The organism is Flavobacterium johnsoniae (assembly GCF_030388325.1).
GTDB lineage: Bacteria > Bacteroidota > Bacteroidia > Flavobacteriales > Flavobacteriaceae > Flavobacterium > Flavobacterium johnsoniae_C.
In genome coordinates this window covers 3,202,826-3,226,866 of the sequence record NZ_CP103794.1, presented here as the reverse complement: position 1 = coordinate 3,226,866, position 24,041 = coordinate 3,202,826, and the positions used below count along the sequence as shown (strand labels likewise).

General features: G+C 33.3%; 20 protein-coding genes and 1 riboswitch. Of the genes, 4 read left to right on the top strand and 16 right to left on the bottom strand.

The features are described 5' to 3' along the window. Nucleotides 1–169: 169 nt before the first annotated feature. Together NYQ10_RS14025 and NYQ10_RS14020 are read right to left on the bottom strand one after the other, a co-directional pair. On the bottom strand, nucleotides 170–2,446 hold the full coding sequence (locus NYQ10_RS14025) for an ATP-binding protein (protein ID WP_289876965.1): 2,277 nt from the start codon (nucleotides 2,444–2,446) through the stop codon (nucleotides 170–172). A gap of 4 nt (nucleotides 2,447–2,450) precedes the next feature. After that, entirely contained in the window at nucleotides 2,451–3,047 is a 597-nt protein-coding gene (locus tag NYQ10_RS14020; protein WP_289876964.1) for a biliverdin-producing heme oxygenase, read from the bottom strand. Nucleotides 3,048–3,390: 343 nt separating this feature from the next. On the opposite strand from NYQ10_RS14020, the gene NYQ10_RS14015 reads away from it, so the two are divergent. The 3 genes from NYQ10_RS14015 (at nucleotide 3,391) to NYQ10_RS14005 (ending at nucleotide 5,990) form a co-directional block, all read left to right on the top strand. Then, complete coding sequence (locus NYQ10_RS14015) at nucleotides 3,391–3,960, top strand: Crp/Fnr family transcriptional regulator (RefSeq protein ID WP_289876963.1); 570 nt, start codon at nucleotides 3,391–3,393, stop codon at nucleotides 3,958–3,960. A gap of 46 nt (nucleotides 3,961–4,006) precedes the next feature. Next, entirely contained in the window at nucleotides 4,007–5,698 is a 1,692-nt protein-coding gene (gene ilvD, locus NYQ10_RS14010; protein WP_289876962.1) for a dihydroxy-acid dehydratase, read from the top strand. A gap of 148 nt (nucleotides 5,699–5,846) precedes the next feature. Next, a complete protein-coding gene (locus NYQ10_RS14005; RefSeq protein ID WP_289876961.1) occupies nucleotides 5,847–5,990 on the top strand; it encodes a hypothetical protein in 144 nt (47 codons plus the stop codon). Nucleotides 5,991–5,999: 9 nt separating this feature from the next. Here NYQ10_RS14005 and NYQ10_RS14000 read toward each other — a convergent pair whose 3' ends face one another. From NYQ10_RS14000 to NYQ10_RS13935, 14 genes are all read right to left on the bottom strand, one after another. Further along, entirely contained in the window at nucleotides 6,000–7,430 is a 1,431-nt protein-coding gene (locus tag NYQ10_RS14000; protein ID WP_289876960.1) for a glycosyltransferase family 2 protein, read from the bottom strand. 10 nt (nucleotides 7,431–7,440) lie between these two features. Further along, nucleotides 7,441–8,262 carry a hypothetical protein gene (locus tag NYQ10_RS13995; RefSeq protein ID WP_289876959.1) on the bottom strand — a complete coding sequence of 274 codons (822 nt, stop codon included), beginning with the start codon at nucleotides 8,260–8,262 and terminating at the stop codon, nucleotides 7,441–7,443. Nucleotide 8,263: 1 nt separating this feature from the next. Further along, nucleotides 8,264–9,478 (bottom strand): YaiO family outer membrane beta-barrel protein, encoded by a 1,215-nt coding sequence (locus tag NYQ10_RS13990; RefSeq protein ID WP_289876958.1) that lies wholly within the window; start codon nucleotides 9,476–9,478, stop codon nucleotides 8,264–8,266. After that, nucleotides 9,478–9,843 carry a response regulator transcription factor gene (locus NYQ10_RS13985; protein WP_289876957.1) on the bottom strand — a complete coding sequence of 122 codons (366 nt, stop codon included), beginning with the start codon at nucleotides 9,841–9,843 and terminating at the stop codon, nucleotides 9,478–9,480. The genes NYQ10_RS13990 and NYQ10_RS13985 overlap by 1 nt, the downstream gene beginning before the upstream one ends. A gap of 77 nt (nucleotides 9,844–9,920) precedes the next feature. Further along, on the bottom strand, nucleotides 9,921–11,903 hold the full coding sequence (locus tag NYQ10_RS13980; RefSeq protein WP_289876956.1) for a GAF domain-containing hybrid sensor histidine kinase/response regulator: 1,983 nt from the start codon (nucleotides 11,901–11,903) through the stop codon (nucleotides 9,921–9,923). Between the two features lie 137 nt (nucleotides 11,904–12,040). Continuing rightward, nucleotides 12,041–12,973, bottom strand: coding sequence for a homocysteine S-methyltransferase family protein (locus tag NYQ10_RS13975; RefSeq protein WP_289876955.1), 933 nt, complete (start codon nucleotides 12,971–12,973; stop codon nucleotides 12,041–12,043). Between the two features lie 124 nt (nucleotides 12,974–13,097). Continuing rightward, on the bottom strand, nucleotides 13,098–13,736 hold the full coding sequence (locus NYQ10_RS13970; RefSeq protein ID WP_289876953.1) for an NAD(P)H-binding protein: 639 nt from the start codon (nucleotides 13,734–13,736) through the stop codon (nucleotides 13,098–13,100). A 105-nt stretch (nucleotides 13,737–13,841) separates the two neighbouring features. Next, nucleotides 13,842–14,789: a DUF4465 domain-containing protein gene (locus NYQ10_RS13965; protein ID WP_289876952.1), complete on the bottom strand. Its 948-nt coding sequence runs from the start codon at nucleotides 14,787–14,789 to the stop codon at nucleotides 13,842–13,844. A 30-nt stretch (nucleotides 14,790–14,819) separates the two neighbouring features. Next, complete coding sequence (locus NYQ10_RS13960; RefSeq protein WP_289876951.1) at nucleotides 14,820–16,031, bottom strand: hypothetical protein; 1,212 nt, start codon at nucleotides 16,029–16,031, stop codon at nucleotides 14,820–14,822. An 8-nt stretch (nucleotides 16,032–16,039) separates the two neighbouring features. After that, a complete protein-coding gene (locus NYQ10_RS13955) occupies nucleotides 16,040–17,275 on the bottom strand; it encodes a PKD domain-containing protein (RefSeq protein WP_289876950.1) in 1,236 nt (411 codons plus the stop codon). 38 nt (nucleotides 17,276–17,313) lie between these two features. After that, nucleotides 17,314–18,597 carry a cell surface protein gene (locus tag NYQ10_RS13950; RefSeq protein WP_289876949.1) on the bottom strand — a complete coding sequence of 428 codons (1,284 nt, stop codon included), beginning with the start codon at nucleotides 18,595–18,597 and terminating at the stop codon, nucleotides 17,314–17,316. A 4-nt stretch (nucleotides 18,598–18,601) separates the two neighbouring features. After that, nucleotides 18,602–19,747 carry a YncE family protein gene (locus NYQ10_RS13945; protein ID WP_289876948.1) on the bottom strand — a complete coding sequence of 382 codons (1,146 nt, stop codon included), beginning with the start codon at nucleotides 19,745–19,747 and terminating at the stop codon, nucleotides 18,602–18,604. Then, on the bottom strand, nucleotides 19,744–21,792 hold the full coding sequence (locus NYQ10_RS13940; RefSeq protein ID WP_289876947.1) for a TonB-dependent receptor: 2,049 nt from the start codon (nucleotides 21,790–21,792) through the stop codon (nucleotides 19,744–19,746). The genes NYQ10_RS13945 and NYQ10_RS13940 overlap by 4 nt, the downstream gene beginning before the upstream one ends. 115 nt (nucleotides 21,793–21,907) lie before the next feature. Then, nucleotides 21,908–22,110: riboswitch (cobalamin riboswitch) on the bottom strand. Nucleotides 22,111–22,197: 87 nt separating this feature from the next. After that, nucleotides 22,198–23,490, bottom strand: coding sequence for a thioredoxin-like domain-containing protein (locus NYQ10_RS13935; protein ID WP_289876946.1), 1,293 nt, complete (start codon nucleotides 23,488–23,490; stop codon nucleotides 22,198–22,200). A 201-nt stretch (nucleotides 23,491–23,691) separates the two neighbouring features. Between NYQ10_RS13935 and NYQ10_RS13930 the strand changes: the two genes are divergently transcribed. Continuing rightward, nucleotides 23,692–24,018 (top strand): ArsR/SmtB family transcription factor, encoded by a 327-nt coding sequence (locus NYQ10_RS13930; protein WP_289876945.1) that lies wholly within the window; start codon nucleotides 23,692–23,694, stop codon nucleotides 24,016–24,018. The last annotated feature ends 23 nt before the right edge of the window (nucleotides 24,019–24,041 follow it).

Sequence of the window (24,041 nt, the reverse complement as noted above, 5' to 3'; positions counted from 1 at the left end):
AATCAATAAGCGAAAAATTTATTCAATACATAGAAACATAGCTCACTATTATAAATAAAGGCGCTTCACTTGTTTAAACAAACATTGTTGACTATGTTTTAGAAACTAGTTTCTTTCGATTAACTCTTTGTAAAAGAAAAATCTATGTTCTATGTGTTGAAAAAAATATTTATAAAGGCAAAAGCGTATCCTCAGGATCGCAAGGGAAATATATTATAATATCAGTTCCTTTACCTGGTTTTCCTTCTGCCCTAATATCACCGCCAACGGCTTGCATAATTTTTTTACATAATGCCAAACCTATACCCGATCCTGTATAATGTTCTTGTGTATGAAGTCTGGTAAAAATTTTAAAAATAGATTCAGCATAATGCGGTTCAAAACCAATTCCATTATCCGAGAAACGAACCCAATGGCAATATACTTTAAACAAATCACGTACAATTACAGGTTCTTGAGAAGCCGTAATTATAATTTTTGGCGATCTTTCTTGAGAGGAATATTTTAGCGAATTCTGAATAATATTTACAAATAACTGTCTCATTAAAAATCCAATAGCGTGAACTTCTGGTAACTTTTCAGATTCAATTACGGCATTACTTTCTAGAATTACTTCATTCATTTCTCTGATTGTCGATTCTAGAATTTCATTCAGATTTACTTCTACCAAAGTTTCTCTGGTATTTTTTATTCTGGTGTATTTTAGAATGTCTTCCAATAAACCGCTCATTCTATTGGCAGATTTCGAAACTCTTTCTAATGAATTTGAAATGGATTCTGTAGAAATAACATCAATTTCTGATAACATTTTAGAAGTTATCAATTGAATTTTACGCAAAGGTTCCTGCAAATCGTGCGTACTAATCCAGTTGATATTTTCAAGTTCAGAATTGGTTTCTTTTAAGATTTCGCTTTGGTTACGATATTTCTCTTCTTCCTCGCTTAACATAATCAAAATAAGCTGATTATGCAAAGTATGCGTATATTGAATTGTAGCATTAATTTCATACTGTTTCCAGTTGCTACTTTGGTTTTTTACAATTTGTTTATAGATATTAAATGAGTTTCCTGGATGAAGTCCGGTGCTGTCTTTTAAAATTCTCTTTTCTGGATCGCCGCCCCACTTAATTTCTGAAATTGTTTCTGGCCTAAACCATACTACATGTCCATTGTTTCCTAATGGATGGTAAATAATTCCAGCAAAATTGGAGTTTTCATCAAATTCCGGAAAAAGGTCACTAATTTTATTGGTTGAAAAAAAATCAACGATATCCTTAGTTTTAAGTTGTCTGATTAAACTAATAATTTGCTCATCAGATGGCGTTAAACCATTTTTATAAATTTTATCTCTGGTAATAATACATACGCCAGAAGCATTTGCAATTTCTAACAATTGTCGAGCCTCTACAATTTTTTCTATAGATTCTTTTAAAACAGGAAGTTCCAGACTTGTCAATTGTTCTAATGCCAAATTCGTTTTCTGAGCGCTAATATATTCATCATTAGATTGTCTGATATCTATTTGAGAAGTAATAAACTGTCCCTGAAGTTTTGCCGCCAATCTAATTTCAGGAGATATATTTTTCTCTGAATAATGATGGCAAGCAATTAATCCCCATAATTTTCCATGGTGAATAAGAGAAATTGTCAATGTTGCGCCAACTCCAATATTTTTTAGGTATTCTACGTGAATCGGCGACGTGCTTCTTAAAATAGAAAGACTTAAATCAAGATTTTTTCCTTCTCTATCATCAACAGTATAAATGGGAACTGGCACATAATCAATATCAACAATCAATCTCAACAGATTTTTGATATATAATTCTCTAGCTTGTGCAGGAATATCGGTATGCGGATAATGTAGGCCTAAAAAAGGTTCTAAATCTTCTCGGCAATCTTCGGCAAAAACTTCTCCGTTGTATTGTTCATCAAAACGATAAATCATTACACGGTCATAACCCGTAATTTCTCGCGTTCCCTGTGCTACAAGTGCGCACAAATCTTTAAGCGAAGTAGTTTTATTCATCTGACTTACAAACTGAATCGTTTGTTTGTAAGCATCAGCCAATTTTTCTCTATCAACAAAAAGCAATTCTGCTTCTAGAACGTAAATTCCGTCACTTTTATGAATGTTGATTTGAAAAAATTTCCCCAATAATTCAATTTCCAGAGGAAAAGCATCTCTAAACTCATCTCCGTTGGTATAAGCTAAAATTTCTTCTTCGGCTGTAATGCCAAAAACTGCAGAAAAATCTTTGCCTAACATCTCAGTGTGAGAAATCCCAAAATAAGAAGCAACATTTTCTGAACAGAAATCTATTTTCCATTTTAGTGTAATACCAAGCAAAAAGCCATGCGGCTGTATTTTACCTGGAATATGTATGGGTTCATGTTCGCAATTGGTTAAGTTAACAAGATCGCGATTAACTATATCTTTGATCTTCATTTTATTACTTTCGGTCAAAATGCTTATAAATGTTATCAAAAGCAAATATTGCTCCTTCTATAATTTCCTCTCCGCAATTATGCTCTTGTTCGTATTCGGCTAGAAAATTCAGAAAAGATTTCCAAAAACTTCCTGTTTTATCTCCATAACCGTTAAAGTATGAAACACCTTTTTCTCCTGAAAGTTCAGGCAGTTTAGAAACGTTTTTCAAAATAAATCTTCCGCCAAGTGTTGAACCTTCAACAACATATAAAATTCCCAATGCAAAAGGAGTTGAAATTCCTTCGGTTTGAAAAACTTTTTCTGAATTGGTTTTATTCGAATTTAAATACAAAAGATCATTCTCTATCAGATGTTTCTTTCTTCTTTGCTCTAAATCATCAATTAAATTAGAGAAAAAAGGAAAAATTAAGCCTTCTGTATCGTTGTGAACATCGTGCATTAAACTTAAATAATAGGTATAATCTTCGATTTTCATGTCGGGTGACATTATTGACATTGAAACTGGAAGTTCTTCTAATTTCTTATGAGAATCAGAAGTTTGTGTCTTTAAATCAGTAAGAAAATTAGAAGCTATTGAAGAAGTTGAATTTGTACTCATTATTGATTTTTTCTTTATTTATAAGAGTCAATTATCAACTCCTTATTCACAAATTTAAAAAAAAATCTGAGCATTTAAAATCCCTTTTTAAACATTTTTAATACTCATCTATCAAACAAATTTCAAAAGTTGTTTTTTCGCTTTTAGCATTATGGATAAAAATCTATTTAAACGACTTTGCGAGCAATTTTTTAAAGTAAGAATTAGAAAATCTTAAAAATAGAATCTCACAAAGATGCTAAGACGCAAAGTTATTTATATTGATTCTTAAAACGATTTTGACATTCGTCAATGTTTTTTTCATCGATTAACTTTAATTTTGATAATGATTAATTTTTGAGAGATGATGAGTGAACTTGAAGCTTTAATTCAGAGCAAATTACAATTGAAAAATGAGGATTTGAACTCTATTCTTTCCTGCTTTAAATTAGTGCAAGCAAAGAAAAATGAACAATTACTTAAAAGCGGTGCAGTTGCAGACAAAATATTTTTTATAAATAAAGGCTGTTTAAGACTTTATTACAGCACAGAAGATCATGCTATTGCAACTCGTTTTATGGCGTTTGAGGGAACATTTCTAACTTCAATTGTCAGTTTTATTTCGAGAGAACCGAGTGTTGAATATATTGAAGCCGTTGAAACGTCCGAACTTTTGGCTATTTCTTATGAAGATTTTTTTAGACTTCGAAAAACTATTCCGCAATGGGACAAAATGTATATTTATATTTTAGAATACGGTTTAACAGTTATCACTTCTAAACTCAACAGTTTACTAACACAAAACGCCGCCGAACGTTATCGAAGTCTTTTAAAAAACAATCCCGAACTCATTCAGAGATTATCTAATGCCAATCTTGCTTCCTATCTTAATATTTCTCCCGAAACATTAAGCAGAATAAAATCGCAGATCTAACATACTGCAAAAACAAAAACACAACATTTAAAAAAACATTTTTATCATGAGAAGTGATGAAGTAAAAAAAGGCGTTCAGAGAACGCCTCACAGATCGCTATTGCGTGCAACTGGCTTAAAAAACGAAGATTTCAGCAAACCTTTTATTGGTGTTGCCAATTCTTTTATTGAAATTATTCCGGGACATTTTTTCCTAAACAAAGTTTCAGAAATAATTAAAGAAGAAATTCGTGCCAATGGTTGCGTTCCGTTTGAATTTAATACCATCGGAATCGACGACGGAATTGCAATGGGACACGACGGAATGCTGTATTCGCTTCCTAGCCGAGAAATTATAGCTAATTCTATCGAAAGTGTTATGAATGCTCATAAACTAGATGCGATGATTGCCATTCCGAACTGCGATAAAATTGTTCCAGGAATGATTATGGGTGCTTTACGTGTTGATGTTCCGACTATTTTTGTAAGCGGCGGACCAATGTCTAAAGGATACACCAAAAACGGAACTGCAATTGATTTAGCTTCTGCGTTTGAGGCAGTTGGAAAACACGAAGCAGGAAAAATAACCGACGAAGAATTATACGATATTGAATGCAACGCCTGTCCAAGCGGCGGAAGCTGTTCTGGAATGTTTACCGCAAATTCTATGAATACTTTAATGGAAGCAATGGGAATTGCTCTTCCCGGAAACGGAACTATTCTGGCTCAAACTCCAGAACGTGAACAATTGTATCGTCAGGCAGCGAAAAGAATCTGCGATATTGCAAAAGATCAGCAAGCGATAGAAAAATTCAAACTGAAAAATATTTTGAATGAAAATGCAGTTCGTAATGCTTTTGCAGTTGATATGGCAATGGGCGGAAGTACAAACACTGTTTTACACATGCTTGCGATTGCAAATGAAGCAAATGTTGCTTTTAAACTGCAAGACATTAATACTATTTCTGGAAATGTTGCGCATATTGCTAAAATTTCGCCAAGTTTAAGCACCGTTCATATGGAAGATATTAATAGAGCTGGCGGTGTAAATGCTGTAATGAAAGAAATAAACAAAAGAGGTTCTGGCGTTTTAATTGATAATCTGACTATTGGCGGAGAAACTTTATTGGAGAAAATTGCCAATGCAGAAATCAAAGACACAACCATCATTCATACTATTGATAATCCGTACAGTAAAGTTGGCGGTTTGGCAATTTTGTATGGAAATCTTGCCGAACAAGGCGCTGTAATTAAAACGGCAGGTTTAACTGGAGATCGTGTTTTTACAGGAAGCGCGGTTTGTTTTGACGGTCAAGCCGAAGCTATTGCCGGAATTATGATGGGGAAAGTAAAAGCAGGTAATGTAGTCGTAATCCGTTATGAAGGTCCAAAAGGCGGACCAGGAATGCAGGAAATGCTTTCTCCAACCAGTTTAATTATGGGAATGGGATTAGGAAGTTCTGTCGCTTTAATTACCGACGGACGATTCAGCGGTGCAACTAGAGGCGCTTCAATCGGGCATGTTTCTCCAGAAGCGGCAGAAGGCGGAATGATTGGTTTGGTTCAAGATGGAGACGAAATTCATATTGACGTTGATCAATATATTTTGTCTGTAAATTTAACCGATGAAGAAATAACCAAACGAAAAGCAGCTTTCAAACCATTGAAAAAAACGTTAAATTCTAAATGGCTTTTGCAATATAGAGCATTGGTAACAAATGCCAGTACAGGCGCGATATTGAGAACAGATTTAGATTAAAAAATAGATAATCAAATACTTAAAAAAAAGCTAAATCAAAATTGATTTGGCTTTTTTCATTTTTTTTTAATATATTTATAAAATAAAGCTCAAAACTATCCACCTTAAATTATTAAAAATGGAAAAAATAACATCCAAAAAATCGCTGATGCTGCTATCCGTTGGAATTTTCATTATCGCAGCTTCATTAATTATTCCACACTTTGTAAATATATCTGATTTATCTAGAGGATTAATTGTTGGAATGGGACTTGGTATGTTATTATTGGCGCTTTCTCCTAAAAGAATTTAAGTTTTAATTTTACTTCTTAGTAAAACCTTTTCTAGTCATTTCGCCCCAGCCTTTAGTTCCCATAATTTTTTCTTTATAACCAATTAAAGCCGAATATACCGTAAGCGGATGAAAATAAATTGGCTCTATAAACGCGGCCATTAAAAGCTTGAAAAAATCGGTTTGTTTTGGGTATTTATGATACGTTCTTTCTTCGCTAAATAATGCAATAACAGAAAAGAAAACGGCAAAAGAATAAACAAATAGCAACATAAGAAAAAAGAAATGCCAATTTAATAATCCGAAAATTATAAAAATTACGGTTATTACAAGTCCAATAAATTCGATACCTGGCGCTAGAAATTCAAACAATGTCCAATACGGAACACTCAACATTCCTAAAAGTTTATATTTTGGATTAAGGAACATTTTTTTGTGAAAACTAAGTGTTTCGATTGTTCCTCTCATCCAACGGCTTCTTTGTTTTTTGAATATCTTGAAATCTTCTGGAGCTTCTGTCCAACACAAAGGATCTGGAATATAACTTACAGCATAAGGCAACTTATTTTCAAGCATATAACGACGCATTCTCACAATCAATTCCATATCTTCGCCGACTGTTTTTGTGCTGTAACCGCCCGATAAAATGGCAATTTCTTTATCGAAAGCACCAAAAGCGCCACTAATTAATAAAAGTCCGTCTAATCTCCCCCACGCCATTCTTCCTAAAAGAAAAGCTCTTAAATATTCTAAAACCTGAATTCTTGGCAACATTACATCTGGAATATTTACCTCAACCAAACGACCATTTTTAATCACACATTGATTGGCAATTCTAACAACGCCTCCAGTTGCAATAATTCTTTTTCCTTGAGATTCTAAAAACGGTTTTGCCAATTTTAAAAGCGAATCTTTATCGAGAATACAATCCACATCAATACAAACTACATAAGGATTTTGTGCGATGTTTAATCCAACATTTAAAGCGTCGGCTTTACCTCCATTTTCTTTGTCTACCACAATTAATTTTTTAAAAGCAGCATTTCTTGAAGTATAAATTCCTTTTATCTTCTTGGTTTCAATTTTAGGATGAATATCTAAATCTGTCAAAACAAGATCGTATGTTTTAATTAAGATTTCCATCGAATTATCTTTGCTTCCGTCATTAACTACAATAACTTGATAATTATTATAATTTAATGAAAGTAAAGATTTTACATTTTCTTCAATCGTAAAACCTTCATTATATGCGGGCGCAATCAGGGAAAGTTTTGGAGCAAATTCGCTTGTCAGAAGCACTTCATAATCTACAAAGCTATTTTTCTTTAGATAACTTCTTAATTCTTTTTGCGAAAGGTAAGCCAATATTAAGTACGAAGACATAATTAGAATAGCATATCCCAATATGAAAAGAATATACACATCTAAAAACCATGTTATGTCTGTATTAAAAAAAGTCATTCTTTACTATTTATATTGTTAACGCTTGTAAAACACTTTGCGCTTCATATTTTATACTTGTATTTGGAGCCTTTGTACTTAATTCTGCAACAAAAGGAACTTTTTGTGTCAGTTTCAATTCTTTTATAAGTTTCAATCCAAGAGAAACCACTGTTGTATTTTGTGATTCTAATAAAAGTTCAACACCTTTTGTATCGCCGATATCGTGTTTTTTAAAGGCGCTTATAATATTTACCTGCGTCCATTCGTCAATAATATCGGTATGTTCTGTTAAATGCGTAATTCCTTTAGTTCCTTCTAATTTAATTCCAGCGTTTATAGCAGTAATTTTTAAAGTTTTGTTTCGAGCTTTAGCGCAAGCAATAATCTGATCAAAAGCTTCATTGATATTAAACTCTGCCAATTCTGTAATTCCTTTGCATTTAATTTCCCAATTAAAGCTTTTCAGTTTTTTAAATGAATCCTTTATTAAACCTGAATCTTTATAAAATTGTTCTAGTTTTTGCGCATAAACGCCTTCGTAATTTTTATGAAGATTGATAAGCGTTTCTGTTAAAACTTCTCTGAAAAAACTGGTGTCAAAAAGCACCATGAAATTTTTATCATTTTTGATTTCAGCATAAAGTACATCTTCAAAAATTATAGAAGACAATACTTTTTCAATCAAAACATTGTATTCGAGTCTGAGTTTTTCTCTTTTAATGTTTCGATTTCTACTTGCAACAATTATAAGGTAAAAGATAAATGAAGCCGATACAAACAAATATATTGAAAATGTGAGAAAAGGTATTTCCCACTCTCCGCTTTTATATAGTTCCCAAAGGTTTTCCATATTAAAAACGTTTCGTTACAATTAACTGTACATTAAATCTATTTCTATATTGTCCGGGAATATATTCTTCGTCTTCATAAAGAAAAATGGGACGAACAAAAAAAGACTCGCCTATTCGATGTTGGTATTGAACTCCGATTCGATACGCTTTTAAAGGCTGCGTAAAATTATTATACAGATACAAATAAGGTACATTTCCGTATTGAAGTTCTAATCTAATGATTCGTTCTTTTTCTTCATTTGTTCTTTGAATACTTAAAACATGAGAAAATAATTCGTTTGAAGTATCGTAATATGGTCTGTAAGCAAAAGAGTAAATTCCTGGATTATAAGAAAGCTGACCCGTTACCAAAGTAATATCGTCGGTATCAAAATGCATAAATCTTGCTCCGAGTGAATATTCAAATTTTTTATAGGGTTTAAAATAATATTCTAACCCCGCTTTTGCTACTGGGAAAATCGTTTCTCCTGTAGAAACTCCTGCATTTGCATATAGATAACTTTTATTCGAAAAGGTTTGATAGAAATCGGTTTCAAATAGCATTTGCGTTTCATTGCTTACATTTCCGATGTTTGCCCTTCCTACAATAGCAGATTTGCTGAATTTATGCGAATACTCAGCATAACCGTAATGAAATGGAGATTGACCAGGATCTGAAGTCGAGATATTCAAATAAGAAACAGAAACGGCATTTTTTGCTTTACGTCCAATTAAGGTTCTAATTCCTTTAAATGCTTGCGTGCTGTTGTCTGCAAAAGAGGCTTTTTCTATCAATTCTAAAGCTTCTTGATCGCGATTTAGTTTTTCTAGACAAGTTGCTTTAATTTTTAAGATTTCGACAGATTTCGGATCTATTGCTAGATATTTATCGCAATATAAATTACATTTCTCATAATTCTCAGACCAAAAATAAACATTGATTATCGCTTGAAGCGCTTCTGGATTCGGATTAACTCGATCTGTCAATGGCAACAAAATTTTGATTGCCGTTTTATAATCTTTTTTCCAGCTATAAATTCTTGCTGTATAGGTTTGAATATCTTCATCTTGAGGATATTTGGCACGTAAAGGTTCTATGAGAGATAAAGCTTTGTCGTAGTTTTCTTTTTCAACTTCTCGTTTTACGGCAGTTAAAGTTTCATCAACATTGATTTCCTGACCAATGGCAACGGAAGAAATAAATAAAAGGCAGATAAAATAATATATGGATTTCATTACGCGCGTGTATTTAGTAATTTATTGATTCTCACTAAAAGAACAGCCGGACTTACTGGTTTAGCAATAAACTCATTGGCGCCAATATCAAAAGAGTCAAGCTCAGTTTGTTCTACACCAGAAGAAGTCAATATAATAACTGGAATATCCGATTTGAGTGTTTCTCTAACATATTGCGTAATTTCCATTCCGCTAATGCCAGGCATATTAATATCGGTAAGAATTAGATTGTAGGTATTGTTTTCAATGGCTTCGAGTGCATCTTTGCCATCCGAAAACTGGTCAACACTAAATCCTTTAGATTCTAAGAAAAAAGATAATGATTTGCGTAGGATGTCATTATCTTCGGCTAAAATTATTCTCATTTTTTAAAATTTTAAACTTGGGGCAAAAATTTAATTATAACGTCAGAATTGTAAAGCTATTGCTTATTTCTCTTTTATCATAGTTCTTTTAAAATTTTAACGACCTCAGCAATTCCACAGCTTAAATAATTTATCTTATCTAGAATTTCTGTAGAAAATTGATTCATTGAAGCTTCTTCTTCAATTATTGAAGCACATTTGCTTAAATCTTCCAACATAAAAATATCTAAACTTGACTTCATATTGTGAGCCAGTTTTTTTACACTATCGTGATTGTTGTTTTTAAAAGCTTCTTCTAATTCTGCTACTTGATTCGGAATTTTTTCTAAGAAAAGATGAATCATTTCCTTTTTAAATTGTTCGTCTCCACAAGCCATTTCATCTAAAAAAGAAAAATCTATTCTTCTTTTCTTTTCAATTGTAAAATCTTCTGTCATTGCCGCTTTTATTGCTTTTAAGAGTACAGATTGTTTAAAAGGTTTTGGCACGTAACCATTCATTCCTTCTTTATAACAGCGTTCTTGTTCTCCAACCAAAGAATGTGCCGTCATGGCAATAATCGGTACCGAAGAATTCATCTGATTTCTAATATAATCTGTAGTTTGGTAGCCATCTTTTACTGGCATTTGAAGATCCATTAAAACTAAATCATATTTGTTTTGAGATAAAAGTTCTATGCCTTCATCTCCATTTGAAGCCGTATCTAATTCAAAACCAAAATTTTCAATAACACTTTTTACTAATTTCTGATTTAGAGCATTATCTTCACAAAGCAAAATTTTTAAACTTCCAAGATCGTTCTTAGATATCGATTTTACTGTTGTTTTTGGAGTGGCAGCTTTTTTATAAGTTAGGAAAAAGAAAAATTCTGAGCCGCGATTGAGTTCGCTTTTTACGTGAATTTCTCCTTTATGCAATTCTACCAATTGTTTTACAATATTTAGTCCAAGTCCTGTGCCTCCAAACGTTCTGGTTGTACTTTCTTCACCTTGCGTAAAACGTTCAAAAATAGTTTTAAGTTTATTTTTTGGTATTCCGATTCCAGTATCTTTTACAGAAAATCTAAGTTTGTACTTATCATCACTTTCCTCTACTTTCTTCACAGAAACAGTTACTTCGCCTTCTTGAGTAAATTTAAGAGAGTTACCAACTAAATTAACCAATATTTGGTTCAATCTTCCTTGATCGCCAATAACATTATCTGGCATATCGGCATCTAAATAAAGATTAAACTCAACATCTTTATGAACTTTAACTTTCAATAAATTATAGACATGCTTAAGTGTTCTTTTCAGATTAAAAGGTTCCGATTCTATAGTTAGATTTCCAGATTCTATTTTTGAAAGATCCAGAATATCATTGATAATAATAAGCAGATTTTCTCCAGCAACTTGTACACTGTCAATATAATCTTGTTGAACATCATCTAAATCTGTTTGAGCCAAAAGATCTGTAAAACCAATAATAGCATTTAATGGCGTTCTGATTTCGTGGCTCATATTGGCTAAGAAATTATCTTTTGCCAAAACTGCACGTTCCGCAATTTGTCTTTGCGTATATAATTCATAATTTTTTGTACCCAATTCTAATTGCGCCATAACGTGTTTTGCCACAATAGAAAGTGCATTTCGCTGATTATCATCTAGTTCTTTTACTACATGATCTACTGCGCACAAAGTTCCGATATTGTATCCGTCTGGAGTCGTAAGCGGCACTCCTGCGTAGAAACGAACATTAAAGCCGCCCGTTACATTAGGATCGTCCTTGAAAGTGTCGTTTAAATGAGTATCATTAATTTCGACCATTTTCGTATCCAAAATCGTGTAGTTGCAAAATGAGATTTCACGCGGAACTTCAGAAACTCCTACTCCAATTTCAGATTTAAACCATTGTCTTGTCTCGTCTATAAAAGAAATATGTGCAATTGGCACGCCACAGATATAAGAAACCAGTTTTGTGGCATCGTCAAAAGCATTATCGGGAAGTGTATCAAGGATATTGTAACGTTTTAAAGCTGCTAAACGCTGCAGCTCATTTTCTGGAATGGGGTAATCTCTCATTTCTTAAGTAGGTAAGTGCGCAAAGATAAGGCAAAATCAGCAAAAATCTCTTATTTTGCTTAAAACCTGTTTGATTATCAGAATAGTATTATTTTTTCACCAAATCAAAAAGCATTTTTTGTTTTTATAAAATGAAACTAACTTTTTAACTGACCGACAATTTCTAAAATATGTTCTTCATCGGTTCCGCAACAGCCTCCGAAAACATTCAAATGAGGAAATAAACCTTTTAAGTTCTTGTATTCTTTTCCTAATTCTGCGGGTTCGCCGCGATCTAAAACAGTCGATTCGTCTAATTCCGCATGACTTTTACACGAAGCATTTGCTCTCAAACCTTTTATTCGTTTAACCCAATCTTCGTTTTCGTTTAACTCTTTTTGAAAATGTGTTGGATGCGCACAATTTATCATGTAATACAGTGGAGGAATATTTACGCTTTTATCGACTGTTTCAATAGCTTCTTTTAGGCTCATTCCTGTTGGAAGTTTTCCGTCTGTTTCTACTGTAAACGAAATAACAACAGGCAAATTGAAGGTTTCAGCGGCTTTTACAATTCCGATAACTTCTTCTACATAATTCATGGTTATAGCCGAAACTAAATCTACAGAAATTTGACTTAAAACTTTTATTTGTTCAGCATGATAATTTTCTGATTCTTCAATTGTCATACAATTTTCTGGAACATAACCATCGCCACGCGGACCAATGCAACCGCTTATTAAAATGGTTTCAATATCATTTTTAAATTCTGTTTTTAAACCTTGTAAAAGAACTACAGTTTTTTCATTTAACTCTTGTAATTGATGCCGAAAATATCCAATTCTTTCTATCCAATCTGGATTTGCACGCCAAGTTGGGCTTTCTAAAATAAAATTGGTTTTGTATTTCTTGGCAATTTCCAAATATCGTCTGTAGTAATCTTTAATAGCGTTGTAGCCTTTTTCATGTTTCAAAATATCGAAAGCAGCAAAAAAAGGAAGATCAAAACCTTGTAGAAAAACCAAAGTAGTTTCGAGTCCGCCATCTGTTAAAAACAATTCGGCTGAATCTGTTGGAAAAGTAGTTTTCATTTTCATCACAAATCATCATTAAACTATTAATAATCAACAAAATAACAATTCAAATATACAAAAAAAACTCTTCACATATTTGTAAAGAGGCTGATTTATAATAAGTTAAAAACTGATTTTTAATTTAAAGCTTTAGAATTTTATTAAGTTCAAGAATTATTTTTCCTGTTGAAAATTCTTTCGGTGCTTTTGCTAATTTGGATGCCAAAAATGCGGTTGAAATGGGTTTCAGATTCTTAAAAAGACCAATTGTATTCAGCATTTTTATGAGTTTTATCGAAACTTTTTCTGCCCAACGATCTGAACCTTCACGAATAAGCGGACCTGGTCTGAAAATAATATATTGCGGAAAATGAAGACTCTCTATATTTTCTTCCAGTTTTCCTTTCATCATAGAATAAAAAACATTGCTTTTTGATGAAGCTCCGTAAGATGAAACTAAAACTAAAGAATTTACATGATTTTCTCTGGCAATAGCAGCAAATTGCGCTGGAATGTCAAAATCGATTTTCCATTGATTGTCTTTTGAACCAGCGTCTTTTAAAGTTGTTCCTAAGCAGGAAAAAAGAATATCTCCATTAATCAAATTTTTATAAGAATCGAGTTTAGAAAAATCAATAACATGCTCTGTCAATTTTGGATGTGATTTACCTGTAGAACGTCTAACAAAAATGCAGACTTCAGAATAGTCATTATTTTCTAATAATAAATTGACTAATTCTTTTCCTGTTGCGCCAGTTGCTCCAATGATCATTGCTTTCATATTTACCGCTTTTAAGAGTAAATATAATAATCTTTTTAATTGAAAAATCCCTTTTTACTAAAATAGCAAAAAGGGATTTTTTAAATATGTTATGGCAATTTTAAATTAATACATTCGTTTAACCGAAAGTTTATCTAAACAGAAATAAGCCGCCGTATTCATCCCATAAATCGGATCTGAATCTGTTGAAGCCATTTGAAAAACAAGATATTGAACGTTTCCTAAAGCTTGAAGTTTATTTGCTGCAACACTTACCCAACCCGTTGGCATAACCAAAGACGAACCTGTGTAATCTGCCAAAGTCTGCGTTACAGGGTTTGTAATTGTTCCGTTTTCATCAACACCATAAATCAATAATTCGAAATGATCTCCTGAAGTAAAAGGCTGAGCAAATCCGTCTCCATATAAACAGCCGTAATAAGGCCAAGGATGCATGTTGATTTTTAAACCTTCAACTTTGTACACTCCAGTATTTCCAATTTTAATCCAATTAGAAAATCCTGACTCAGAAAAAGTACTTCCTTGTGGAGAAACAGGATCTAAGTAACTAGACCAATAAGCCACAATATATGGATCTCCAGGCGTTCCTGGTGTTCCTGCTGAAGTGGTAGAAGAAGATCCGAAACCGCTTCCTGCCATATTTCCCCATTGATGAGGCACCCATCCGTCTGATCCGCCTGGACCTGTACCAGAACCATAATCTGTAATATCATTTACATTAGAAACAATAAATCCGTCCCAATAATTATAACCTGACGACGTTCCTGTATGCGAAAAAGTAAAAATATCTACATTTAAATTAGTATTGGCAACATAAGTATTTTCCCAGTACTTTCCTCCTGTTGTGGTTATGCCGCTGCTCAATAATGCGCTCGTTAAATTAAGTGTTGTCGTACTTCCAATTGAAGGATCTGTAACAGCTGTTTTTGCAGTTTTAGATGTTGTTTTAAGTGCTGAATTAGCGCTTTCATTATTTAAAACATCATCATCATTACTACAGGATGAAAATCCAAGCATTAGACCTAAGGTCAAAAAATAAACTACTTTTTTCATTATTTATAAAATTTAGGGTTAATAATCTTTTTACTGTTTTGGAAAATTCAAATCTGAAACCTCCTGAAAAATGCTCGTTAGTAAATCATTGGCTCCTAATGCTGTAAAAGTTGGCACATAAACTTTTACAAAATCAACTCCTGGTAAATGCACTTTTTTACCGTCTTTATCTACAGCCCAAGAAATATCTATTGAAGAATCTTTTATACCGCCGTAACCCCAATCAAAAGTTCCAACGTTGTACGCCGTTCCTGCGCCATCACTAACATCTTTTGTTGGTATAAATAATTTTGTTCCTTTTAAAGTATAAGAATCTCCTGCCCACGAAGGATAATAATTATTTCTTCTGCGGTTATTTGTTCTTGTGATTGTTCCAGAACCATTTTTGTTATCTGTCCAAGGAAGATATGCTGTATCGTACTGCCAAGAAGCTGTACCTGTTACCGGACTCGCGGTCGTGTTAGGCTTTTTGTATGTTATCTCATAATTTTTAACCGTGGTCGATTTATAGTGTTCACTTCCGGCAATTTCATACCATTCATTTTCATCGGCAATACCATTTTTATTAGCATCATAAGCAACAGCTATACTTACTGGAGAATATTTAACGGTTGCAGTACTTGCTGCCATTTGAACAACAAAATCACGTTTACCGAATGTGTTTACGACGGTATGATCAAAAGCTGTGACAATATATCCTCCAAAAGTTCCTAAATTGATAGAACCTCCTTCATTTATACTAATTTGCGCTTGTTGTAAAGCTTCCTCTTTTGTAGTATAACTATCCATAAGAAAGCTTGGAGCAGGTATAAATTCGATAAGTTTTAACGCTTTTGCTGTATAAGTTTTTCCAGTTTCTGAAACTGTAACTTTTGTAGAAGCTTGTTTCACAATTTTATCTACGGTAACTTTAAAATCCAAAACATAATCGGCAGCTTTTGGTGTTATAAATAATAATGTTTTGCTGTCGCCAATGATCGAATCTTTTGCAACTCCATCTTTGCCCGTAACTTTAACTGACCATTGATATGCTGTTGTTTTTCCTTCACCATTTTCGATTGTAACTTCTGGTGCTATTTCTGCCACATTATATTTTTGTACTGCAAAGTCCGAAGCTAGTTTTATTGCAATTACAGGATCTTTAACCTCTACAATTTCTTCTGGTTTTGAATCGTCATTACTGCAAGAATAAAAAGACGCAAGAGTGGTTAAGATTAAACTATATTTTAAAAACTTTTTCATGGTCTTATTTATTTGCGTGTTTTTAAATTGTATTTTTTTACTATATGAAGATCTCCTGCGCCTGCAAATACAGTTGCCATTGAAGATTGTTGCTGGCAAAGTCCCATTGGCTCGCTCACACAATTGACTACCTTTATAAAATCGATTCCTGGAAGATTAGCTTTATTTCCGTTTTTATCTACCGCCCAGTCAATATCAATATCTGGATTTATAGCATTTACATAACCCCATTCTGGAGGCGTTGAATACCAAAGTGTTGTCTGTCCCGCTCGAGCTGTTTTAAAATCTACATCTAGTTTTAATCCTTCATAACTCACCGAAGTTTGTGATGCCCATAAAGGATAAAATTCTTTTTTACCTCTTGGTCTTGGCAGATAATATTTCTCTCCTTTACTATTTTCGCAATAAACATGTTCGTAATCTGTCCAAAGAGCACTTGAAGTTACTAAAGGTTCTCCTACTGCTTTTTTCTTATAAGTAATTTTAAAATCCTTTACAGTTGTAGATTTAGCATGCTGACTTCCGATAATTTCATACCATTCATCTGCATCTGGTTTTCCGTTTTTGTTTTTATCGTAAGCCACAAAAATTAATCCTGGTGCGGGTGGATTTGCCTTTGTTCCCGTTGGATTTGAAACATCTCCTCCATAAACTCTAAAATCACTTATACCTGGAACATTTACCACAGTATGATCGAAACCTACTACAATAGAACCTCCAAAACCACCTAAATCCAATAAATAGCCAACATTAGTTTCATTAATTCTTCCTAATGCCGTTTTTACTACATCTTCTTTCGTGTTTCCGTCTTTGTAAATATCATTGGCAAACATTCCTGGTGCAGGATCAAAATCAAAAATGCGCGTGATATACGGACTGTAATTGGTAACTTCATTCTTTACATTAATAATCGTACTTTTTGTTCCTTTTTTATTGTCGGCTGTAACATTCAATGTAAATTCATAAGAACCCGCATAAATCGCTGTAAATCGTAAATCTTTCGTATTTCCAACAACAGAATCTGTTACTTGATTTACTGGATTTTTAGTCATAATCCATTCGTATTTTGCCGTTGCACCAGCATCTGAAGCTGTAATATCTAAAACCGTAAATGTTGGCGTTTCATACTTTTCCTGAAGCGTAATGTTAATTGCATTCGCATTTTCATCTTTGTCATCACTGCTGCATCCGATAAAGGCAAATGCAAATGCGAGCAATAAAAATTGGGTAACTTTTTTTTTCATAAACTGATTATAATAAATTGATTTGATACTTGTGAATTTTATCTGGTTGGAATATTTTCTCCTAAAAGATGCAGATCGGTTGCGCCCATAATTTCGGTTGAAGTTTCGCCAAGCCATCCCGCTTGCTGATTTAAGCCATTGTAAACTTTTACAAAATCTATTGCAGGAAGCTGTACTTTTTTCCCACTACTGTCAATTGCCCAATCAATATCAATTGCAGATTCATCGTCGTTGTTTGGAGCATTATCGGCATAACCGTATAAAAAGGCATATTGAACAAAATAACTTCCGTTTCCGCTTTCGTCCACAGCATTATCTGGTAATCTTGTTCCTTTAAAAGTAATTGTTGCTTGGTCTTTTTGCCATTTTGGCCAATATTCAAGCGAATGATTGTACGCATTATTTTGCGCCAGATAACCTTCTTTTCCTTGATTGTCTTTCCAATAGATATATTCTAAATCGGTAAAAAGTACAGTTCCGGTTCCGCCACCTGGAACGGGTTTTTTATTCGGATCTGGTCTATGATACGTAATCTCATAATTGCGAATCGTCTTTTCCATTTTATGTCCTCCGCCTTCAATTTCGTACCATTCATCATCTGGAAGTCCGTTTTTGTTTTTATCGTACGAAACCATAATTACGCCTGCTTCGCTGCTTCCGCCTCTCAATCCCGAATTTGGATTCGGATTGGCATCTGCCCAAAAAGCATTTCCTAAAACTCTAAAATCACGTCTGCCTTTTAAGTTTACAATGCTATGATCAAAACCAAAAACTACATAACCACCAAATGCACCAAGCGAAATAAGATCACCGTTTTTCTTTGCCAAATACGAATTCGCTCTCGTCAAAATTCGATCAGCCGAATCGCCGTCATTTGCCACGGGAAGATCATTTACAAATTGTCCTGGCGCTGGTTTAAATTCGAATACTTGTGAGATATAACTTTTTAACTCTGAAGTTTCTGTAGTGACTACAACTGTAACTTTCTGATTCTTCGTAGTTCCTTTATCTGTAATTGCGATATTGAATATGTAAGTTCCTTCTGCCGACGCCGCAAACAAAGCTTCTTTTGAAGTTGTATTAACCAAAGAATAATTTTCTGAAGAAACACTTTCAATTGTCCAATTGTAAACCGCATTTGCACTGGCATTTGTTTTTGCATTCAAAATAACAATCGAAAAGCGATTTGTTTTATACTCGCTAGTTTGCGGTTCTTCTCCACCCGATTCACTTCCGTCATTCCCGCCTGAACAATTCACAAGGATTATCGTCAAAAAAGCAAATGCTAATAATCGACAGTATTTAAAAAATCTTTGATTCATATTTTTATTTTTTGGTTTTAAAAGCAATATGCGCGGGAATATTTCCTGCTGTAGTTTTCCATTTTAATTTTCCATCGGGCGTAAAACAATAGATATATCCCGTTACGACATAATTTTGAGCATCGGTAATATAGATTTCTTTGGTTTCTGGATTTACCTGAAGTCCGTACGGAATCATGATTTTTTTGTCGGTTCCGTCGGTAATAATTTTATCGCTGATTATTTTCTTGGTTTTGGTATCAAAAATTCCGTACGTAATCTTATTGCTGTTCGTTAGATAACTCCACGAAACGCTGTAATAATAAAGCAGATCATCAACCAAACACATTCCTAAAGCAGGAATATCGAGTTGCATTTTCTTCTCGTCTGTTTTGGTATCAATTACAAAAAGATTCGATGGCGTGTTATAATAATCTCCTCTTGAACTCACATAAATATCACCGCGACTGTCAATTTCCATACTATACAAATTGATGCCGACGTCTATTTTTTTTATTTCTGTGAATGTTTCTAAATCAATTACCGAAACAGTTCTATCATAATTTGGCACACGATAACCGCCAGAATTCGCAACATATAATTTTCCGTTATGAACGACCATTTGTTCAGGCTGATAACCAACATTCACTTTTCTTTTTATTTCTAAAGAAGTCGTATCAATTTCGGCAACAAAACCAATTTCAGCATTCGGATTAATCGCAACTGGTCCAGAATACGAACTCACATATGCTTTGTCTTTATAAAAAGTCACATAACGGCAATTCGGAATATCAATTTTCGTGATTCGTTTTGCTGTCCATTTATCTAAAACTTCTACTTTGTTCGAAACATTAATTACGGCATAGACTTTATTTCCATAAATCTGAATATCGTTTCCAACATCGCCCAAATCTTTTACAACATTTGGATTTCTTTCAGAATAAACATCGGTTGTATAATTTCCTGTTCTGTAATTAAAAACGTCAATACTCGCTCGGTTCATTCCCATATTCCCTTCGTTGAGAAGATAAAAACCTTCAATATTTCCATCACTTCTCGGTGCGGCGACACTCACATCTGAAGAAAGAAAAACGGTTTCATCTTCTCTGCAAGAAACTAGAGAAGAGATAATAAATAAGCTAAATACTATTTTTATAATGTTCCTTTTCATAACTCAAAACCAATTATAAATTTGAATGTTCTTCCGGGCATCGGATAATTGTAAATCACTTCATATTGCTGATTGAATGCATTATTGACTTCAACAGTTGCATTCAATTTATAAGTATTAAAAGTGAATGCTTTCTGAACTGCCAAATCGTGCGTGTACCAAGGTTGTACTTCATTTACTTTGATATTATTGACGTTTCCGTTATAGCGTTTTCCAACATAAATAAAACTGTAGTTGAAGTTCCAAGATTGATAACCTGCATTTAAAATTCCAGAACCGCTGTGCCAAGGCGTGTAAGGAATCTGATCGCCATAAGAAGACATTTCTAAACCTGAAATTTTGGTGAAATCCTGACTTTTAGAATACGTATAGGTTAGATTTGCTGTTAGATATACTTTATCAAAATGCGTTGCCATATTTACAACCGTTTCAATTCCTTTTCCTTTTACTTGTCCGATATTCGTCATCATCCATCGGAATAAATTTGCTGTCGGCGCGGCTACAATTTTGTCTTTTGTATTGGTATAATAACCATCTGCTTGAATCGAAAATTTGTCAAAAAAGCTTTCCCTTACGGGGAAATTAAACGTAAAACCAACATCATACTGGTTCATATATTCTGGTCGTAAAGTACTAGAACCAACCATTGTATAATACAAATCATTGAAAGTTGGCATTCTGAAAATTCGTTTTGCGAAAGCTCTTAAATTGAAATCGTATTTTTTGAAAGGCGTATAACCAAGAAATAAAGCAGGCGTCATTTCGGTTTTATTGGGCGCTTTGGCATTGTATTTCACTTCTTCGATAACGCGGGTTGCAAGCACATTTCCTAAAACTTTAAAACCTTCATATCGATAAGAAGTGGCAAGAGAAACTAAAGCAGAATAACGCTGCGGAAAAGAAAATTGCGTTTCGATTCCTCTCCTCGTTGCATTTAATTTATTGTATTGAAAATCGGTTGACAGCGAAACATCCCAAGTGCGTAAAATGCTGTACATATTTACGGCAGAAAAATAGGCTTCTTGCTGAAAATAACTATCATCAGATTGCGCACCTTCGGTTACGGTTTCTCCTAACACGTTCGTCGTATCTCTGGCAATGTAATGCGTGTAATCGTAAGCGAATTTTCCTTTAATTTGAAATTTGTACTTCTCAGAAACATCTTTCGTTAAAAAAGCCTGTCCGAAAAAATTCTTGTCAAATTGTCTGAATCCGTCTCTAAATTTATTCTCTACGATTGCACCTGGTGCGCCTCTTTCAGAATCATAATAGTAAACTTTGGCGTCCCAAGTACCTTTATTTATTTTTCCGTAAACACCAGATTCAAATCGTAAAGCTTCAATATCGCTGTTCCATCGCGTTGCGGTGGTATCGTAAGCCACACTTCCGTCTTGATTTTTTCTTTTGTATCTAAACTTGTATTGTCCGTTCGATTTAATGTACTCTGAACTGACGCTCATACTAACTTTATCGCTCAATTTTTGTTCCCATCTAAAAGAAGGATCATGATAATTGATAGACATTGTTTTGTAACGAACGAGAAGATTTGTCTTTTTTGAACCCACAAAAACAGGACGTTTTGTTCGTAAATAGATTGCTGAAGCTGAAGCAAAATCTTTAGCCGATTGAAAAATTTCACTTTTTTGTCCATTATACATCGTCAAAGATTCCATATCGTCAAGCGAATATTTTCCGAGATCTGTAACGCCGTTTTGGGCATTTCCGAGTTGAACTCCGTCATAGAAAACACCAACATGATGCGTTCCCATATTACGAACATCAACGGTTTTTAAACCGCCAACACCACCATAATCTTTGATTTGAGTTCCGGCAAAATAACGAAGTGCATCGGCAACATTATGGCTTGCCAATTTTTCGAGCAGAACACCCGAAAGACTTTGTACAGGAATAACTTCCTGATACGGTTTTCCTTTTAAAATTACTTCTTTTAAAACCCGAGAACTATCAGTAACTACTTGTGAATAAAGCAGAAATGGAACAATTATTAAAAAAGCAGAAAAGAAAGTTTTCTTTAAATTACACATCACGATTGAATTAAATAAACTTTCAGTGATGTAGTAATTACATAAACGTAGAATTGACCCCGCTGTAAAAACAGCTGGTCATTATCTTTGTCATCAACTTCATACCACGAAAGTTTTAAACTATGTGATCGTGGCAGGTCTCCTGACTTGTTCCATCTTTAAACGGCCTTCTCACCCTGCAAAGCGGGACAATGGCATTAGTAATGTTTAAAGATTTTGTGTAGAACTTACAGTAGCGGGTCTGTTCAGGATTTGCACCTGATTCCCTTTTAACTATTTTTTCTGATGAAAAAACAGACCAAAATCAGCCGCAAATATAGAACGCTTATTATGGCTCTGCAAGCTCGAAAGAACTTTTTTACAAAATAAAAGATTTAGTGTGATGAATAAACGACGATCAAAGCGCTACAAATATTTCTCAATCAAAGTTTGAATTTCAGGCGTAGAAGGCCTTGGCGCGTCTTTATGAATAATTTTTCCATCTTTTCCAATTAAAACATAACGCGGAATTGTACTTACATTAATTTGTTTTAATAACTCGTCTTTTTCAGATTTAGCGATTAAAACACTATTTTCTTTGTTCAAAATATCTTTGTAAACAGCCATTGCTTTTTTCCAAGAGTTTGCGCTTTTATCAATAGAAATAAATACAAAAGCAACGTCTTTATATTTATCCATTAATTTTTTTTCGTCTGGAAATTCTTCTCGGCACGGCATACACCATGAAGCCCAAAAGTCAATCAAAACCAATTTTCCTTCGTGTTTTTTAATTATTTCTTTTAAAACTAAAGGGGTTTGAGCAGGTTTCAATTCATTTTCAACATTAGCTACAAAAGTCTGATTTTTGCAGTATTTTCTAAATATTTCTAATGCTTTTGGATCAAAAGGAACTTTCTGATCTCTAATACTTATCGGATAATAAATAGTCGAATACAATAAATAATCTACAATATTCTGATTATAGAAGATTTTAGAAATAAACTCCATTTCGCCAGAAAAGCTTTTTTTCAAACCCAAAACCTTCATTCGTTTCTGAACATAATTTTGAAGAAGTTCGCGGTATTTATCTACTTCGAGCAATGCATCAGCTTGATCAAAACTTTCTTCAATCGCCTTAAATGTGTTTGGATTTATATTTTTTTCTTCTAATTCATTATATAAAGTTAAACTCCAATAAGTAGCAGAAAAATAATCGTAGAATTCTTTTGAGAGCTTATTCTCTTTAAAATACGTTTCTAATAATTCCTTTTCTTTTATATAATCTTTATCAAAGTAAGCATTCATCTTTTGCGATGCCATAATAATCTTCAATTGATTATAATTTGGAAGATTCTTAATTAATCCATATTTTTCAAAAGATTCATTTAAAAAATCAGATTCAGATTTACGAATCGGATTTGAAGCACAATAATAATGTATCAACCCTTTTGCATCAATATCAAATTCTAAAGTTTCGTTTGGTGCTGCGTAAATAAAAGTACCTCTATAAATATCATTGCAAAAAATTGAACAATCATTATCGACTATTAATTCTCTATTCTTTGTACTTAGAACCGCTCGATCATAAATATTTGCTCTTGATTCTGAAGTTAGATTAATGATACCTTCGCTATTTCCAACATATTTTACGGTGATTTGTTGCGAAAATAAAGTAGCTGAAATCAGAAATAATAAAAGAAAACTTTTGAGATTAGACATACGGTTTTTGGTTGGTTTAGTTAGTAAATTAAAACTTCAAAGTATTTATGTTCAACAGTTTAAAGAGTGATCAAAAATAGCAACTTTCTTCTCATTTACAAGAATATTCTTAATTATTTTCAAACTAAAAAACATATAATTATTGGATAATTTTGTTGGTTTAATTTTATATCGTAATATTGCAATATTAAATAATAAAAAATGGGAGCTACTAAAACTGAACATTTTACAGACGCACAAAATCAGATTGCAAAAATAGCAAAAGCTTTGGGGCATCCTGCGAGAATTGCAATTCTAGAATATTTATTAAAAGTAAATGAATGCATTTGCGGCGATATTGTAAATGAACTTCCGCTTGCACAGCCAACAGTTTCTCAGCATTTAAAAGAATTGAAAAATGCAGGAATTATTAAAGGAAATATTTCAGGAAACTCTATTTGTTACTGTATTGACGAAAAAGCTATTGAAATTTTAAATAATTATTTCCTAAACATTACTCAAAACCTTTCAAAATCAAAATGTTGCTAAAACATTTTTTTTGATTCGTTATA